Consider the following 16,150-nt stretch of genomic DNA (forward strand, 5'->3'; position numbering starts at 1 on the left):
CCCGGCAAAGGGGCTGGAGCCGGATCAGGGCAATCCCGTCTTGTCCGGTTCCCCGAATCATCAGATAACACTTGCCGCTTCTCCGCCCCCGTGATGCCATGAGTACTCTGATTCGCAGTGCCCTCCTCGTCAAATTCTCCGAAGTGTCCCGCACCGTTGGCATCGACGCCGACCGGCTGATCCAGCATGTCGGTGGCGACAGATCCTGCATGTTCTCGCCGGATCTGCACGTGCCGGAACCGTGGCTCGCCCGGATGCTGGAAAGCAGCGAGCAGGCCGGCCAAGGCGCATCGGCGTCGATCGGCTTGCTGATGGCGGAAACCTGGCGGATGTCGGATTTCGGCCCGATCAGTCTGCTACTGCAGCATCAGCCCACGCTGCGCCACGCACTGGGCCAGCTAGAGACCTACCGTCATCTGCTCAGCGAATCCGTCGCGGTCCATGTGGAGGAGTTCGACGATATCGCCATCGTCCACCAGCAGGTCATTACCGAGCGGCCTAATCCTGGCCGTCAGCCGGTGGAACTGTCGGTCGGCGCGTTGCAGAGCCTGATGAAGTCGATGCTCGGTGGTCACTGGAAGCCGCGTAGCGTTCATTTCTCTCATGCCGCGCCGGCGAGCCTGCATGTGCACCAGCGCCTGTTCGGCACGCGGGTTGAGTTCGGCTGCGACTTCGATGGCATCACGATCGACCGGCATGACCTCGATCGGCCCAATCCGCTCGGCGACGTCAATCTGGCCCGCTATGCCAAGGAGTTTCTCGACGAGCGTCCGCATGGCAAGCAGGCGTCCACGGCATCCAACGTGCGCCGGGCCATTCAGTTGCTGCTGCCGCGTGGGCGCAGTGGCATCGAACAGGTCGGCCAGCAACTCGGCATGAGTTCGCGCACGCTACAGCGGCGGCTGGAGCAGGAAGGCGTCGAGTTCTCCACGCTGCTCGGCGAGGTGCGCAGGGGGCTGGCCAACCGCTATCTGGGAGACCAGCGGTACCCGGTGTCGCAGGTGGCCACGTTGCTCGGTTTCTCCGAGGTCAGCACGTTCTCGCGCTGGTTCGCCGCGCAGTTCGGTGTGTCCCCGACACGCTGGAGGGCGGGCCAGCCCGCGTGAGCGGCCGGCCCTGCGCTGTTCGGTTGGGCTCGGTTGGGCGCGGATCAGAACGGACGATCGCCCTTGATTGTGGCTCGCTCCATCCGGCGTGGCGCAGGCCAGTAGTCGCTCACGGCATAGTGCTGCGTGGAGACGTTGTCCCACAGCGCCACGCTGTTCGGCTTCCAGCGGAAGCGGACCTGATACTCGGGAATCGCCGCCTGGCTGATGAGGTAGTTGAGCAGCAGGCTCGCACCTGGGGTCTTGTCCTGCCCGAAGCGCACGTTTTCCGGGGTGTGGTAGTTAATGAAGTGCGTTGAGAACGGCCCGACGTACAGGATCTTCTCGCCGGTTTCGGGGTGCGTCCGGACCACGGGGTGGTCCACCAGCGGGTTCTTTCGCACCAGTTCCTCGCGCTCTTCGGTCGTCATGATCGCGCCAAAGGAATGCTCGATACCATGCTTGGCTCGCAGGCCGGCGATCTTTACCTTGATGTCCTCGGGCAGGTGCTTGTAGGCCTCTACCATGTTGACCCATATGGTGTCGCCACCGACATCGGGGCAGGAAATGCAGCGCAGCACCGCACCTTTGGGTGGACAGGCGCGCCACGAGGCATCGGTGTGGTACGTGTTCTCGAAGTGGTCCCGCTTCTCGCTCTTGTAGATCTCGATCAGGCCAGGATGCTCGGGCACCGAGTTCGCGACCGGGTGATCTTCCAGATCGCCAAAGCGCTTGGCGAACGCCACGTGGTCGGCCCGCGAGATGTCCTGATCGCGGAAGAACAGCACGCGGTGTTTGAGCAGGAGCGCCTTGATTTCAGCGAAGAGCGTATCGTCGCGCGCAACATCGGCGATACTCACACCCGCCAGTTCGGCGCCGATCGAGCATGTGAGGGGATTGACTTGCATGATTTCATTCCTTGGGCGTTGTGGATTGAGGGCGGCCACGTCAGAAGCCGTGGTGCGGGCAATCCGGAAACACCCGCGCGCCGTCTGGAAATGATTGTGGCCAACCGCGATGCCTGCTGCTTGACCCATCGCGCCATGACTTGGCGGACCATGCCAATCGCCCGCGCGCGGCGTCTGTGCAAGGCCCGGAATGTGAAGACTGTCGGATTTTGATTTTTTCGAGTGAACGTATTGACGCTTGCGCAGTCAATCTGGTCCCACTCGTGACACCAGAACAATGAAGAAGTTAGTGATTTCCCTGATCCTGGGGATGGCGCCCGTGCTTGCTGGCGCCGCAGGTATGGCGGACTTTTCCCAATGCCGCCAGTTCTTTGCCCACAGCGCGCCACCGAGAGTCACCGCCACGTCCGACCTGAAGTTACGGCCGCTCTGCTATGACGCATTCGCGGTCATGCACTCGGGCCGCAGCAAGACGCCGGTCTACGTCGCAGAGCGATTATCGAGATCCCAGCTTGTCGATGCCCGCGATGAAAAGCGGACCAACCAGTTCTTCGCCGACGCGCGATTACCGCGAGCCGAACGCGCCGAGCTGGACGACTACCGCGGCAGCGGATGGGATCGTGGTCACCTGGCGCCGGCAGGCGATCAGCCCACTGCGCAGGCCATGGCGCAATCGTTCAGCCTGGCCAACATGACGCCACAGGCGCCAAAGAACAACCGCGAGGCGTGGAGTTCGATCGAATCGGCTACGCGCAAGTACGCCATGCGGGCCAAGGGCGATGTCTACGTGATCTCTGGCCCCGTATTCTCCGATCGCCCCCAAACCATCGGCGCGGGCCGCGTCTGGGTGCCCAGCTACTACTTCAAGCTGGTCTACGACCCCACCACGAATCGCGCCTGGGCGCACTGGATTGCGAACACCAACGAGGCTCGCCCTTCGAAGCCGATCAGCTATCACGAACTGGTGAAACGTACCGGCATCGAATTCCTACCGGGCCTGATGCCCGGTGAAAACACGACTGCCACTGCGCCGGAGTTGCGGGCGGAATCGACCACACGTGGCAACCGTGAGCCGAAGCGCGAGCCGAAGCGCGAGGGCGAGGATCTTGGCCAGGCGCTCAGATCGCTGATTCAGCCCATCGCGCAGGATTTTGAGCGGATCATGCACACCTTGCTGCGGTGGTGGGCTCAGCTACGACACATCATGGCCTGATCGTCCGATCGTCACCGCGTTCATGTTGCCGGCGCATCGGCGCCGATGGATTCCAGGGCCAGCGACTGCACCGCCTCATCCACGCTGAGTTCATGCAGGGCGCCGAGCGGCAGCGTATCGTCCGCCGAGCGCGTCAATACGTCCAGCGCAGGCGGTTTCAGACGGACCAGCAACAGTCGGCGGCCACGGCTGGCTACCCCCGCGGCGAACGTACGCAAGGCCTCGATCGTCGAACCATCCAGGTCAGGCGTTTCCTCCAGGCTGATGATCACGGTGTGCACGGCGCCCTGCTCCGCCTCGGCCAGGTGCCGCACGCGCAGCAGAATGCGTTCCACATTGGCGAAGAACAGCGGCGCTTCGGGCCGCGCGATCAGCAAGCCGGGAGGAATCGTGGCTTCGGGATGCTTGGAGACATCCACGTAGTTGTGGCTCGTGCCCAGTCGGCCCAACTGGCTGACCCGAGGTTCGGAAAAATTGCGGAGCGTGAGCAGCAGGCTTACCACGATGCCGGCCAGCAGGCCATCCAGCACGCCAAGCAGCAACACCGCCACACACGCCGCCACCACCAGCAGGCGGTCGCGCTGCCATGACCAATAGGGCCGGAACACGCTCAGTCGCAGCGTATGGCTGACTGCGTAGGCCACGATGGCGGCCAGCACCGGTTCCGGGGTCAGCGCCAGCTGCGGCAGCAACAGCGCGACGATCACGGCGACGACCACGGCCGCGCACCATCCCGCCAGCCGGGACGTTGCCCCGGCCGCTTCGTTGGCCGAAGTGGCCGAGTAACCGGCGCCCACCGGCATACCATGCAACAGCCCGGAGCCGAGGTTCGCGAAGCCGAGCGCGAGCAGGTCGCGGTCCGCCGACGTGCTGTCGCCGTGCTTGAGCGCGAAACTCCGGATCGAACTGTAGGATTCCGCATAGAGGATCAGCACCAGCGCGAAGGCCAGTTCGCCGAGCCTGAGCCACTGGCTGCGCGACAGGTCGGGAATCGAGAACGACAGATCCGCCAGATCGATCGTGCCGACCTGCCCGATCCCGAAGTGATGCAGGTCCACCCCATGCGAGGCGGCAATGCCGAGCACGATTACCACCAGCGGGCCGGGGACGTTCTTCCAGCGCGACATGCCGAACAGCAACGCCAGCGCAACCAGCGCGACGATGAGCGCATTCACGTTCCAGGCCGAGAGCTGCCCCAGCATTTCGTAGGTGAAGCGCGGCAGATCGTTGTGCGCGGGGTGCACGCCCACCACGCTGGCCAGTTGCTTGAGGATGATGGTGATGGCCAGGCCGAACGTAAATCCGCGCAGCACCGGCTTGGCAATGAATTCGGTGATGCCGCCCAGCTTGGCCAGCCCGGCCAGCATCAGGAAGAAGCCGCTCAGGATCACCAGCCCCGCCGCCAGTAACAGCCGCTGTGCGGGGTCCGCGCCGGACATGGAAAGCGTGATGGCGGCCAGCACCGCTGCGGAGGACGACGTGGCCGAAACCACCGCGAACCGGCTGGTGCCTGCGAGACCGTAGACCACCAGGCCCACCAGCAGGCCGATCAGGCCGGCCTGCGGTGGCAAATTGGCGATGCCGGCGTACGCCACCGCTTCGGGTAGCAGCAGGCCGGCTATCGAACAGCCGGCAACCAGGTCGCGCAGGCGGCTGCCGTCGCGCGCGCTGTCGGTCGGGTGCGTCGAATCGGTCGTGGTCACGATTCCCTTTGTTGTTTTTCCCGCGGGTGCGTATCTGACGCATGGTAGCCCCATGCGCCCGGCAAGTCAGGCCCCTCTTTTTTCCATCCTCATGGCGCCTTTCGCCCGGCCATGTGATGCAGATAGGCCAGCAGGTCCTTCAGGTCGGCATCGGACAGGGTTCTCTGGTCGATCGACGACATGCGCGAGCCCGGCCACCAGCGTAGCGATTGCGGGTCGCGGATCAGCGCGCTCAACTTTTCGTCGCCCAGGTACTCCACGGCGCTGTTCGGCACGTTCAGGTCCGGCCCCAGCGTGGCGTCGCCCATTCGGTTCATCGAGTGGCAGGAAAAACAGACTCGCTGGAAGGTGGCGAAGCCACGCACCACCGGGCTGTCGGCTGGCAGGTCCGCCGCCGGCCGGATGGCGGCGAAGCGCTCGGCCGGCGATACGGTCACGTCGATCCGGACGATGCTGTAGGTCCAGAGACTTTCGTTGATCTCGCTGCTCTCGCTGATCTTGTTATGGGCGTGCCCCTTTGGCACGGTCCAGATCAGCCGGAACGGCCCGATGTCCTGCCCTTTGAGCTTCGGCCACGGCGCAGCCGGATTTTCCACAGCGAGCCACGCGCGCGGGGTATCTGCGCCATCGGCAATCAGCAGCCGCACCGGCAGGTGGGAAATATACCCGTCGCTGGCAGCGGTCGTGGCTGTGGCATCGGCGGCAACCGGCAAGCCGTGCAACAGCGCCGCCAGCGGGATGGCCTTGAAGGTCAGGCGCCGCTTGAGGTTGTCATCGTCCACGGTTACCGACACAAGACGGCGATCCTTGAGCAGTTCCTGGCGTGTCCAGCTTCGCTCCTGCGGGCCGGACACGATGGTCAGTGTGGCGGGGTCGGCTGCGCCTGCGGCTCCGGCTGGGCCGGTCAGAAGCATCAGGGCGCAACCGAGTGTGCCGGCGAGCTTGGCGAACCAGGGGGGCATGGGGTCTCCGGGGGGCGAATTGTCAGTTGGGCGGTGTCGGGAGTCTAGCGTATGGCGGCGTGCTGGAGTGCTGTGCACGCACAAGCAAATGGAGGCCATAAGGTGGTCTGGGTTGGGCATTGAGCGGCGAGCGTTCAAGTCCAAAACCATCGCCACACGCCGCTGTGTCTGGTGTGTCAGTAGCATCTCGAGATGCCTCAAAGCCCATTCCGGATCGCCTAAACTACAAAACCAACAGTCAGGCCCCGTTCCAGCGCAGCCCCCTTCATGGCGCACATTTTCTTCGCCGCTTCGATTCAGCGCCATATTCCAACGCCTGAGCGCGAGGTCGACGCGCGCACGCTTGGCGAAGCGCTCGAGGCTGTCTTCGCGGATCGCCCCCAACTACGCGGCTATATCCTCGACGATCAGGGGGCGCTTCGAAGGCATCTTGCCGTGTTTGTGGACGGCCAGCGGGTGCTCGATCGGCAACATTTGTCCGATGCGCTCGGCGAGAAAAGCCAGGTGCACGTCATACAGGCGCTGTCGGGCGGATAGCGGGAGTCCACTCACACGCGAGGAGGCACTAGACATGAGCGACAGGTTGCTTGTTGCAACTCGCAAGGGATTGTTTGTGTTGCAGGCCGACGGTAAAGGCGGCTGGACGCTCGGCGAGCCCCACTTCATCGGTGAGCCCGTGAACATGGTGCTGGCTGACCGGCGAGACGGATCGCTGTATGCGGCGCTCAATCTCGGCCATTTCGGTGTGAAACTGCATCGCCGGCGCGCTGGCATGGACGATTGGGAAGAATGCGCGGTGCCTGTCTACCCGCCACAGCCAGCCGACGAGCAAACCGCTGGCGGCGCGAATGATGCAAGCGCGACTGCCCCCAGCCCACCCTCTCCTCCGTGGTCGCTTCAGCAAATCTGGTCGCTCGAGACAGGCGGCGGGGACGAGCCGGGCGTCTTGTGGGCCGGCACGATTCCCGGCGGGCTCTTCCGCTCCGACGATGGCGGCGACACATGGGTACTCAACCGCGCGCTATGGGATCGTCCGGAGCGTCGCGGATGGTTTGGAGGCGGCTACGATGCGCCGGGCATCCATTCCGTGATGGTGGACCCGCGCGACAGCCGGCACGTGACGATCGGTGTGTCGTGCGGTGGCGTCTGGCAAACCAGCGACGGAGGCGCGACCTGGCAATTGACTGCCGATGGCATGGAGGCCGACTACATGCCACCGGAACAGCGCGGCGACGCCAACACGCAGGACCCGCACCGCGTCGTGCAATGCGCGGCCAACCCGGACGTCCTGTGGACACAGCATCATTGCGCCATCTTCCGCTCGACCGACGGGGCGATGCAGTGGCACCGGATTGAAGCGCAGCCATCGAGCTTCGGCTTCGCGGTTGCCGTGCATCCGCACGAGCCAGACACCGCGTGGTTCGTGCCCGCCGTGAAGGACCAGTGCCGGATCCCGGTGGATGGCCAGTTCATCGTCACGCGCACCCGCGATGGCGGGCGCACGTTCGAGCGTTTCTCGGCAGGTCTGCCGTCCGCACCGGCCTATGACCTGGTGTATCGGCACGGCCTCGCGGTGGATGACTCCGGCACGCGCCTGGCGATGGGATCGACCACCGGCGCGCTTTGGGCGTCCGAGAACGGCGGCGAAAACTGGCATCTGATTTCAGCCCATTTGCCACCGATTTATTGTGTTCGCTTTGGATAGGAGCAGAGCCTGCCGCAGGCGCCATACGCGCTGCTGCCATGCTATCGTCAGACAGCGCTAATGCCTGCTTCGGGGAAGAACCAGATGATTTCGCACGTTTTTGTCGGCGTTACCGATTTTGCCCGGGCTTTCAGATTCTATTCGGTGATCATGGGCGATCTCGGGCACAAACTGAAGTTCAGCGAGCCTGACAAGCCTTGGGCCGGCTGGATGGCGGAAGGCATGCCACGGCCCCTCTTCCTGATTGGCGGACCATACGACGGCAACCCTGCCAGGTGCGGTAACGGTCAAATGGTTGCGTTACTTGCGCCGGATCGCAAGTCGGTCGACAAGGCCTACGCCAGCGCCTTGGCCACCGGAGGATCTTGCGAGGGCGCTCCGGGTTTAAGACCTGAATACCATCCTGACTATTACGGCGCCTATTTCCGGGATCCCGAGGGAAATAAGATCTGCGTTTGCTGCCACGATCCGGTGCGTGAATAGGCCTGGCTGTTGCGATTGGCGTGGCCATATAGGTTGCGTCGCGACTGTCTCCATCTGGCTGGGAAGAGCCCGATCGAGTCGGCTGCCAACAGCCAGGGCGATGGCTGTCTCTGATCGACCCGAAGCGGACGTTCATTTTCCCGAAAGCGGACGTTGGAGTGTCTAACGCAATCTTGAGGGGGCAGCGTGCGTGAGCCCGATGCCGGACGAATCTGCGGGAATTGTTTGAGAGGAGAGAAATCTGCGTTCCAAACGTTGAGATCGAACAACTCGTCGTAATTGTCCAGCAACAACGTTACGAAGTTGCGCACAGCATTGAAGTCTGGGAACTCCATCTTGCAGATATCCCTGCAGAGAAGCCGGGCTTGAATATTGGAATCGAAGCGGAGACTCCCAATTCCATCATCGGTCATTTCTTCGACGAGGCACGTCGGGAGGGAGTTAGCGATTGCAATCTCCTGCACTGTTCCCCGCAGCATATGCCTGATCAATACAATCTCAGCTTCGTTCAGGGTTCTGATCGTCATGCTTGAAAAGAAAAGTGCGCGCGCCGTGAATGTTTCGAGTCAGCATGAAGACTGGGCTCAGCGCGGCTAGTCCACCATCGATGCAACGGCCGCATCTGCTTCAAAACGTGCAGCTAGGCCAGGAGGTCAATGTCAGGTTACTTACCCTCCACCTTGACAAGAATCTGTGTAAGCATTACTGGCACCACTCCTCCCGACCGGAGTGTTGCAGTCCGGTATGCCAATTGGTTTTTCGAGAGATTTATTCCAGCATCCTGCTCGACGCTATTGCAGGTAGTTATCCATTCACTCCAGTTCGCAGACAGAAACGATTCAAGGTGATCATCCAATATGGCCGCGACGTCCGAAATAGTAGTAGGTGGAAAATCCTCTTCAGGCAAGCCGAAGTACCGCATTAACCTGCGGTTCTCCAGTGCATGATTGTTGCGCTCCCGATCTATTTCCTCTTGCTTTTTGTTTTTGGCTTTGGCTCGCGTTTCAAATCCACCGTCCGCATCAAACAGTGCGTAGACTGGCACGCCAATAGATTCCAGAATCGCATGCGCGAGGGGTATCGATGTCTTGCTGCCCACAGGAACGATCGAAATTCCTGCCGCTTCAAGTGCGCCGGGGGAAGTTCTATCTCCAATACCGTAGAACACAGCAGATTCGGTTGTGCCCTCCACAAGAAAAGCGCGATTCGCGAAGAGTGCTATGGCAAGCTGGTCAGCCACGTTATGGTCGAGCCTGCGATCGACCACATCGCCATCCACTGTTCCATTCAGCTTGGCCTTCACAATCTCAACAGTGGCACAGTGGACCGTAACTACCGGGACTTCGTCAGCCGATCTCGTCAGCCGTCTGATTTGATGGAAATGTCGGGCCTCCAGGAAGTAGGGACTATGCGTCGCATAGGTCACCTGAATGCGTTTGCTAGCGTCTTCGGCGAGCGATCTAAGCACCTTCGCAAAGGCCTGCGCCTGAATCGGATGCTGGAAAAGTTCTGGCTCCTCGATCGCCAGGCAAATTATTCCCTCGGCCGAGGCTGCACCTGACTGGGCCAAGAGTTGTAGTGCTGAGATCAGCAGCGTGCGCTGAAAACCGTGTCCTTGCCGCTCCACCGCAGTCTCGGTGGTGCCATCAAGCACAGCCACGTCGAACGTCGTGCGAGGCGCCTTGAGTTCCACTTCAGCCGGCGAAACCGTGATTGCACGGCCAGGCGCATAGGTTGTGACGACCTCGTTGAGCTGCGTCGTGATGGCCCCAAGCTGCTCCTTGAACTTCTCTTCATAGACCTGTTGCTGCTTTGCCCGTGACTCCGCAACGATTTCTGCGATTGCCTCATCAGCGGCAGTTCGGTCAATCGAGCGCTCAAGGATTCGCCCAATGATGCTTGCCTTGCCGTCGATGGACTCTTCACTCGCCCGAAGGTCGGCCGTAACGAGGACGAAGTCGAAGAGCCCACTCATCTTGCCGCCGCTGTTGAAACCGAAGAAGTTAGTTTGTAGAGCCTCGGGCGCATCGAGAAGTTGATCAGTGTGAGCCGCCTCCCAAGTCGTCATCGACTGCTCGACGGCAGGACCAGTATTCGCCGCGGGAAGATCAAGCTCCGGGCGATCGCGCCGGAGACTGGCGTACAGCTCTCTCTTCGCAGTCGCACCCCCTGCCGCCTTGATGCCATTGAAGTCCGGAAATCCCTTTGCATTGGCGGAGAGCACATCGGCGCCATCAGGAGATCGGCGCTTCCATGCGGTGAACGTGCCAACTCCCTCCGGCGCGTACTTGCCAAGTGCCTCACGATCCTTTTCGGTGAGGTCTGCGAAGGTGATCTGAACCTCGATGTCTTCGTCGGTCGCCCCAAAAGAGCAATCCTCCTCGGTCAGCGAGCCGGGCTTGCCGTTGAAGAACCAGTCAAGCGCACGAAGCACCGTTGATTTGCCAGCACCGTTCGGCCCGATGAAGGTCGTGACGGAATCGAACGGAATCGTTACGTCTTTCAACGTGCGAAAGTTTCGGATGCGAACGGTTTGGATCTTCATTTCTGGCTTCTGCTCCTTGTGATTTATGTCGCCTCTTGAACTATTGAACCCGCTGAGCGGCTCCTGCATGGCGGCGACAGGCGCGTTTCCGTCCTCTGCGATGTGTGGGTGGAGGGCCACCCACCCTATGGTCGCGAAAATTGTTCACAATTTGGCGACGGCGGCGGACGACCATTCCTGGCCGAATCCGCTCGTCCCGAGCTCGTCCTTTCATTACATAAGGTTTACCACGCTCCTACTAACGGGATCCATAACCGATTCTGCCGGTCTAACCACCGATGCGAAATCCAACAAAATGACCTTGAAATCGACGTCCTTCGACGTGTACCGCTTGATCGGAATCCCCGCCGATTCCAGCACCTGATTCTTTTGCTCATCCCGCTTTTTCGCCCGCACGCTGCCATGCGAAGCGCCGTCAAGCTCGATCACATACAGCGGTCTCATTGTCCCGCGTTCACACACGAGATAATCGACATATTTCTGCGAAAACAGACTCCGGGCACCGTACTCCTTCCCCTTGTGCTGCACGAAAGACGACATGGCTACCTGCGGAAACACATGCGCGTTTCGAAGGCCAACCACTAACCGCTCATAGAGATGGATTTCGTCGTCGCGCATGAACGGTGCCTTTCGGGAAAACTGATAGCGCTTCGAAGACCTGTCCCCGCCGCGCTTCGTCTTCATCGCGCCCAGCACGATAAAGACGAGCGCCATGAACAACGCTAGGCCGAATAATGCCTTCATATGCCTCCTCGATATTCTTGCTCTGTGCGCCGCATTAGCTAGCGATATCGGTGCCCGGAGGCCCGACCGGCGATTATGGCGAGAGGCCTGTAACCTCGCATGCCCCAAACGGAGGGTTCCATCCGCACTTGCCAACTTGATCACAACACCGGAGAAAGCAATCTTCGTACGGGGCTAGCATTGCCGCCCCCAAGCGATCGCGGGCGTTGCCTTCGGATTGTGTGCAATCGAGGCGAGTGTGTCGACCGGCGGCTTCTGGCCAAACCCAGCCCCCCCAAAAAAAGACCCCAGGCTGTGCAGGTATCAGCCTGGGGTGGTAGGTCGGGGATCTGCCTGGGGCTCCACTGCTTGAGCCTTGGCCTGAGCCTTGACGCTTCCATATTCGCAACCCGCGTGCCAGCCCTGGCACGGCTCAATTCGCCCTCGTCGGATTCGCTCGGTCGAGCACCTTGAAAATCAATCGTTTCAATGACTTACGGGCGTTTCAGACGGCCGGTGCAAGGCCGTTGGTGGCGAACGTCGCTGTCGCGCCGGTGTTACGTGTTACGTAACGCCCGGGCGATTCGGTACGACATGGTGAGTTGGCCGGCGGCCTGAGATTACCCGCGCGCGCTGGCGGCGCCGGGCTTGCAGTCTTCCACGATGCCTTCGATACGGCCTTGTCGCAGGATTGGGTGCCACTCGCCCGCGCTGCGGATTTCCACGTCCGAGCCCTGGGCGGCGGCGCGGAGGTAGATCAGGTAGAAGTAGCGCATCTCGGAGGCGGACGCGTGGCCGATGCGGATATCGACCTTGCCCGGTTCCGCATAGGGGACGATGGTCGCTTCTTCCTGCAGCTTGCTCTTCAGGCACTGGACCAGGTCGCCTACGCTGGCATTCGAGTGGATGCGCTTGGGTTCTTGCGACTGGATGTAGTCGGGGGTATTACCGCCGCCCGCGCAGGCCGCAAGCAAAGGGGCCGCCAAGGCGGCAATCAGCAGAACCCGGGTTTTTTGCATGTGTTTTCCTGAGACGCCCGCCCCGCGGGCGTGGGTGGTCCGAAGTCGGGCCGGGCGGCGAGCGTGCTTTCGCCGCCGTGCCAGCCATGGTGCCGGCATCGTACAGACCTCGTTGCCTTGGCACAACCGCGTCCCGGGGCCCTACTAGAAAAAACACGCGGGCGGGCGTCGCGCCGTCAGACCACAGGTGGATTCTCGATATCGATCTCGAGATTTTCCAGGAAGCGGCTGACCAGCATGTAGAAGCCGATCGTCATCAGCACCTCGATCAGCTGCTTGTTGGACAGCACCGATGCGACGGCCTCGTATAGCGGGGCCGGCGCCTTGACGTCCCGGACGACCGCATCTGTGAAGCGGATCAGCCGGATCTCGAGGTCGGAGAACACGTTCGGGTCAGGCTCGGCGGCGCCGTGGTCGAGCACGCTTTCGATCTTGTTCTCAGGCACCCCTGCCTTCCGGGCGACGCGCCGATGCTGATGGATTTCATAGGATGCCCCCGATAGCGCCCCTACACGCAGGATCACCAGTTCGCGCAACGTCGGGTCCAGTTCCGATTCGCGCAGGATCGCGCCACCGAGCGCCAGGAATCCCTCCCCCACGGCGCCGCCATGGGGCAGCATCCTGTAAAGGTTCAGCGGCGGACGCGCGCCGATCATCTTCTTGTACGTCGGCGATGCCTGTTCCAGATCGAAGTATGGAAGTCTTGCCATGATTGTCTCCTGCGTTGTCTAGTCGAGTTTGAGTCCGGCGGCGCGGATAACCTCGCCCCAGCGCTGCGTTTCGGTTGCGGCAAAGGCTGCCAGCGACTTCGCCGTACCGCCCTGAGGGTCAGATGCCAGCGCCTCCATTTGCGCGATCATGGTGGGATCCTTCAGGACTGCATTGGTCTCGCGATTGAGCCGGTCCACGATGGCCTGCGGTGTCCCGGCCGGCGCCCACAGCGCGCCCCACCCTGCAACTTCGTAGCCCTTGATGCCGAGTTCGTCGAAGGTCGGAACGTCAGGCAGGACGGACAGCCGTTTGGGCGATGAAACCGCCAGCGCGCGCAGCTTGCCTGCCTTGATATAGGGCAGCGAGGCCGGCAGGTTGTCGAAGAGCACGGACGTCTGGCCGCCCATTACGTCATTCAGCGCCGCGGCGCTGCCCTTGTACGGCACATGCGTGATCTTGATGCCCGCTCTGGATTCCAACAGCACGAGCGACATATGCGGACTGGTCGAGTTTCCCGGTGTCGCGACGTCGATCTGTCCCGGCGCGGCCTTGGCCATCGCGATCAGCTCTGCCAGCGAGGTGGCCTTGTACGACGGATTCACGCTCAGCACGTTCCAGACCTTGCCCATCAGCACGATCGGGACGAAATCCTTCACCGGGTCGTAGCCCAGTTTCGGATACAGGCTGACGTTCATCGCGTGCGTGGTGTTGGTGCCGTAGAACAGCGTGTAGCCATCCGGCGGCGTCTTGGCGACATAGGCGGCCGCGATATTGCCCGACGCGCCCGGACGATTCTCCACCACCACCGGCTGGCCGAGCCGTTTGCCGAGCTGGTCAGCCACCCGGCGGGCGCCCACATCGGTACTGCCACCGGGGGGAAAGCCGAGCACCAGCTTGATGGGCCGGCTCGGATAGTCCGAAGCCGCCTGGCCCGGCACGGGCGTCACGGCTGCCAGGCATACCGTCGCGATGGACAAGGCCGTCGGCAACAGGGCAGGCAACGGGCGTAGTGGTCGTAACGGGCGCAACCGGCGCGGCCGCGCATGAACAAGAGATGCATCCATGCAGCGCTCCTCAGGCCGTCAGGGCCACACCGGCGGCCAGTCCGCCGTCCACCTGCAACGCGTGCGCGTTGACGTACGACGATTCGTGCGACATCAGGAACAGGCACGCATACGCCACCTCCCAGCCGGTGCCCTGCCGGCCGAACGGCAGCGCCCCACCGACGCGCGCGGGCCGTCGCGCGGTGGCGGCACGGCCCATCGGCGTGTCCATGAGTCCCGGCAACAGGCTGTTGCAGCGGATGCCCTGCTTCTGCCCGGCCATCGCAATGGAACGCGCCAGCGCCACCTGGGCGGCCTTCGACGACTCATAGGCCGGGTTGCCGCTGCTGTTGCGCAAGGCAGCCAGCGAGGACATCAGCACGATGGAACTACCCGGCTCCATATGGCGCATGGCCTGCTGCGCGAACAGCATGTTGCTGCGCACGTTGACGGCGTACTCGCGGTCCCACGTATTGGCGTCCTGCTTATCGATCGGCAAGGCGCTGGAGATGCCCACCACCATGACCAGGCCGTCGAGACCTCCCATCTGACGAGCTGCGCGCTCGACTAGCGGTGCGATGGTCTCGGCGCGTTCGACATCGGCCACCTCGGCAAAGACGGTCGCACCCAGGTCCTTCGCCTGCCTGCAGGTCTCCGCCACGGCGGGTTCGGAAATATCGACGCAGGTCAGCGTGGCGCCTTCCCGCGCAAACAGCAGCGAGATCGCGCGGCCGTTGCCGACGGGCGGGTCCGGATCATCGATGACGCGCTGTCCGGCCCCGACGACGAGAATGCGACGCCCCGCCAGTCGGCCGCCAGCGGGCGGGGTTTGTCCCAGCGCCTCGTCAAAACATTGCACTTCCGGATGGATCGGGCGTGTCGTGGTCATGTTGTCTCCGTTGTAGTTCCAGATGTGGAATCGTTTTCCGTGTGGTATTAATTTACCCAGCAAGGAAATCGGCGTCCAACTGTGGAACGTTTTCATTAGGGAAGACCATGACGGGAAAGGCTTCTGTGCGCGATGTGGCGCAGGCGGCGGGGGTATCGGTCGGTAGTGTGTCGCGCGTCCTGAACGGCAACGGCTATGCGAGCCAGGAACTGCGCGGCCGCGTGCTGGCCGCGGTGAAAGCACTCGACTATGAGCCGAGCTTCGCCGCGCGCCATCTGCGTACCGGGCGCAGTCGAACGGTCGGCTATCTGACAACCGATATCAGCAATCCGCTGCTGGCGGCCCATTTCAGCGAAGTCGAGCAGCACATGCACGCCGCGGGCTATTCGATGCTGATCGGCACCACGCGGAACCAGCACCACCGCGACCGCCTGCTGGTCGAACTGTTCGAGACGCGCCGGCTTGAGGGCATCATCGCGTCACTGAGCATGGAGAGTTCGGACCCGGCCGAAGACCTGTTCGCCAAGGCGGACCTGCCAATCGTCATCATGGATCGCGAAACGGCATCGCCCAGGGATTGCGTGCTGATCGACCATCGAACCGGACTGAGCCTGGCGGTGCGCTACCTGAAGCAACTCGGCCATCGGCGCATTGCGTTCTTCGGGCCAAAGGAGAGCATCCGTCCGGGCCGTGAGAAGCTGCTCGGCTATCAGGAAGGACTGGCCGAGGTCGGGCTTTTATTCGATCCCGCGCTGGCGTGCACCCTGCCCTCGATGGACTCCTCGCGCGCCGCGATGAAGCAGATGCTGGCGCTGAAGCAACCGCCGACGGCGGTGATCGCGCTGGGCACGCGCCTGCTTTCAGGGGCGCTCTATGAGGCGCGCAAGGCCGGGCTGGAAGTGCCGCACGATCTGTCCGTCATCGCGCTTGGCACGCCGGAAACGCTTGAACTGATGTATCCGCCCCCGACGATGCTCCGCTTCAACACAGCGCTTTCGGCAAAGACCGCGGCGAACCTGATGCTCGACCGGCTCGAAGGCCACTACGCTGGCGAGGCGCGGCGCGTGGTGATACCGATGGATCTTATGTTGGGAGAATCGTGCGCACCGGTGCGTCCGGGGCGGTAGCGTGCCCAGTACGCCCGGAATGTCAGTCCGCGAA

Annotated in this window: 16 protein-coding genes; 6 read left to right on the plus strand and 10 right to left on the minus strand. The window is 62.4% G+C overall.

Going from position 1 to position 16,150, the window contains the following annotated elements:
* The first annotated feature begins 98 nt into the window (after nt 1–98).
* Nucleotides 99–1,106, plus strand: coding sequence for an AraC family transcriptional regulator (locus tag RMET_RS23840; RefSeq protein WP_011519069.1), 1,008 nt, complete (start codon nt 99–101; stop codon nt 1,104–1,106).
* A gap of 44 nt (nt 1,107–1,150) precedes the next feature.
* On the opposite strand, the gene RMET_RS23845 is transcribed toward RMET_RS23840, so the two are convergent.
* Nucleotides 1,151–1,993 (minus strand): TauD/TfdA dioxygenase family protein, encoded by an 843-nt coding sequence (locus RMET_RS23845; protein ID WP_008646112.1) that lies wholly within the window; start codon nt 1,991–1,993, stop codon nt 1,151–1,153.
* Nucleotides 1,994–2,270: 277 nt separating this feature from the next.
* Between RMET_RS23845 and RMET_RS23850 the strand changes: the two genes are divergently transcribed.
* A complete protein-coding gene (locus RMET_RS23850) occupies nt 2,271–3,206 on the plus strand; it encodes a DNA/RNA non-specific endonuclease (RefSeq protein ID WP_029308954.1) in 936 nt (311 codons plus the stop codon).
* Nucleotides 3,207–3,226: 20 nt separating this feature from the next.
* Here RMET_RS23850 and RMET_RS23855 read toward each other — a convergent pair whose 3' ends face one another.
* Nucleotides 3,227–4,963 carry a SulP family inorganic anion transporter gene (locus RMET_RS23855; protein ID WP_011519071.1) on the minus strand — a complete coding sequence of 579 codons (1,737 nt, stop codon included), beginning with the start codon at nt 4,961–4,963 and terminating at the stop codon, nt 3,227–3,229.
* Between the two features lie 35 nt (nt 4,964–4,998).
* Entirely contained in the window at nt 4,999–5,871 is an 873-nt protein-coding gene (locus tag RMET_RS23860; RefSeq protein ID WP_011519072.1) for a c-type cytochrome, read from the minus strand.
* Between the two features lie 267 nt (nt 5,872–6,138).
* On the opposite strand from RMET_RS23860, the gene RMET_RS23865 reads away from it, so the two are divergent.
* From RMET_RS23865 to RMET_RS32780, 3 genes are all read left to right on the plus strand, one after another.
* Entirely contained in the window at nt 6,139–6,408 is a 270-nt protein-coding gene (locus RMET_RS23865) for a MoaD/ThiS family protein (RefSeq protein ID WP_011519073.1), read from the plus strand.
* Nucleotides 6,409–6,442: 34 nt separating this feature from the next.
* The gene (locus tag RMET_RS23870) at nt 6,443–7,576 is read left to right on the plus strand and encodes a WD40/YVTN/BNR-like repeat-containing protein (protein WP_011519074.1); all 1,134 of its coding nucleotides are present in this window, start codon (nt 6,443–6,445) and stop codon (nt 7,574–7,576) included.
* An 84-nt stretch (nt 7,577–7,660) separates the two neighbouring features.
* Nucleotides 7,661–8,059: a VOC family protein gene (locus RMET_RS32780; RefSeq protein WP_011519075.1), complete on the plus strand. Its 399-nt coding sequence runs from the start codon at nt 7,661–7,663 to the stop codon at nt 8,057–8,059.
* On the opposite strand, the gene RMET_RS34555 is transcribed toward RMET_RS32780, so the two are convergent.
* From RMET_RS34555 to RMET_RS23905, 7 genes are all read right to left on the minus strand, one after another.
* Entirely contained in the window at nt 7,996–8,586 is a 591-nt protein-coding gene (locus tag RMET_RS34555) for a DUF6984 family protein (protein WP_011519076.1), read from the minus strand. The genes RMET_RS32780 and RMET_RS34555 overlap by 64 nt on opposite strands.
* 137 nt (nt 8,587–8,723) lie before the next feature.
* Nucleotides 8,724–10,604 carry an ATP-dependent nuclease gene (locus tag RMET_RS23880; RefSeq protein WP_011519078.1) on the minus strand — a complete coding sequence of 627 codons (1,881 nt, stop codon included), beginning with the start codon at nt 10,602–10,604 and terminating at the stop codon, nt 8,724–8,726.
* 213 nt (nt 10,605–10,817) lie between these two features.
* Complete coding sequence (locus RMET_RS23885; RefSeq protein ID WP_011519079.1) at nt 10,818–11,348, minus strand: DUF2726 domain-containing protein; 531 nt, start codon at nt 11,346–11,348, stop codon at nt 10,818–10,820.
* Nucleotides 11,349–11,947: 599 nt separating this feature from the next.
* The gene (locus tag RMET_RS23890) at nt 11,948–12,346 is read right to left on the minus strand and encodes a hypothetical protein (RefSeq protein WP_024569727.1); all 399 of its coding nucleotides are present in this window, start codon (nt 12,344–12,346) and stop codon (nt 11,948–11,950) included.
* A 176-nt stretch (nt 12,347–12,522) separates the two neighbouring features.
* A complete protein-coding gene (locus tag RMET_RS23895) occupies nt 12,523–13,056 on the minus strand; it encodes a carboxymuconolactone decarboxylase family protein (RefSeq protein WP_011519081.1) in 534 nt (177 codons plus the stop codon).
* Nucleotides 13,057–13,074: 18 nt separating this feature from the next.
* A complete protein-coding gene (locus RMET_RS23900; protein ID WP_011519082.1) occupies nt 13,075–14,121 on the minus strand; it encodes a Bug family tripartite tricarboxylate transporter substrate binding protein in 1,047 nt (348 codons plus the stop codon).
* 10 nt (nt 14,122–14,131) lie between these two features.
* Nucleotides 14,132–14,989 carry an SDR family NAD(P)-dependent oxidoreductase gene (locus RMET_RS23905; protein ID WP_035822984.1) on the minus strand — a complete coding sequence of 286 codons (858 nt, stop codon included), beginning with the start codon at nt 14,987–14,989 and terminating at the stop codon, nt 14,132–14,134.
* A 107-nt stretch (nt 14,990–15,096) separates the two neighbouring features.
* Between RMET_RS23905 and RMET_RS23910 the strand changes: the two genes are divergently transcribed.
* Nucleotides 15,097–16,116, plus strand: a complete 1,020-nt coding sequence (locus RMET_RS23910; protein WP_011519084.1) for a LacI family DNA-binding transcriptional regulator — start codon at nt 15,097–15,099, stop codon at nt 16,114–16,116.
* Nucleotides 16,117–16,150 lie beyond the last annotated feature (34 nt).

Origin of the sequence: Cupriavidus metallidurans CH34, from assembly GCF_000196015.1 — a bacterium.
Classification (GTDB): domain Bacteria; phylum Pseudomonadota; class Gammaproteobacteria; order Burkholderiales; family Burkholderiaceae; genus Cupriavidus; species Cupriavidus metallidurans.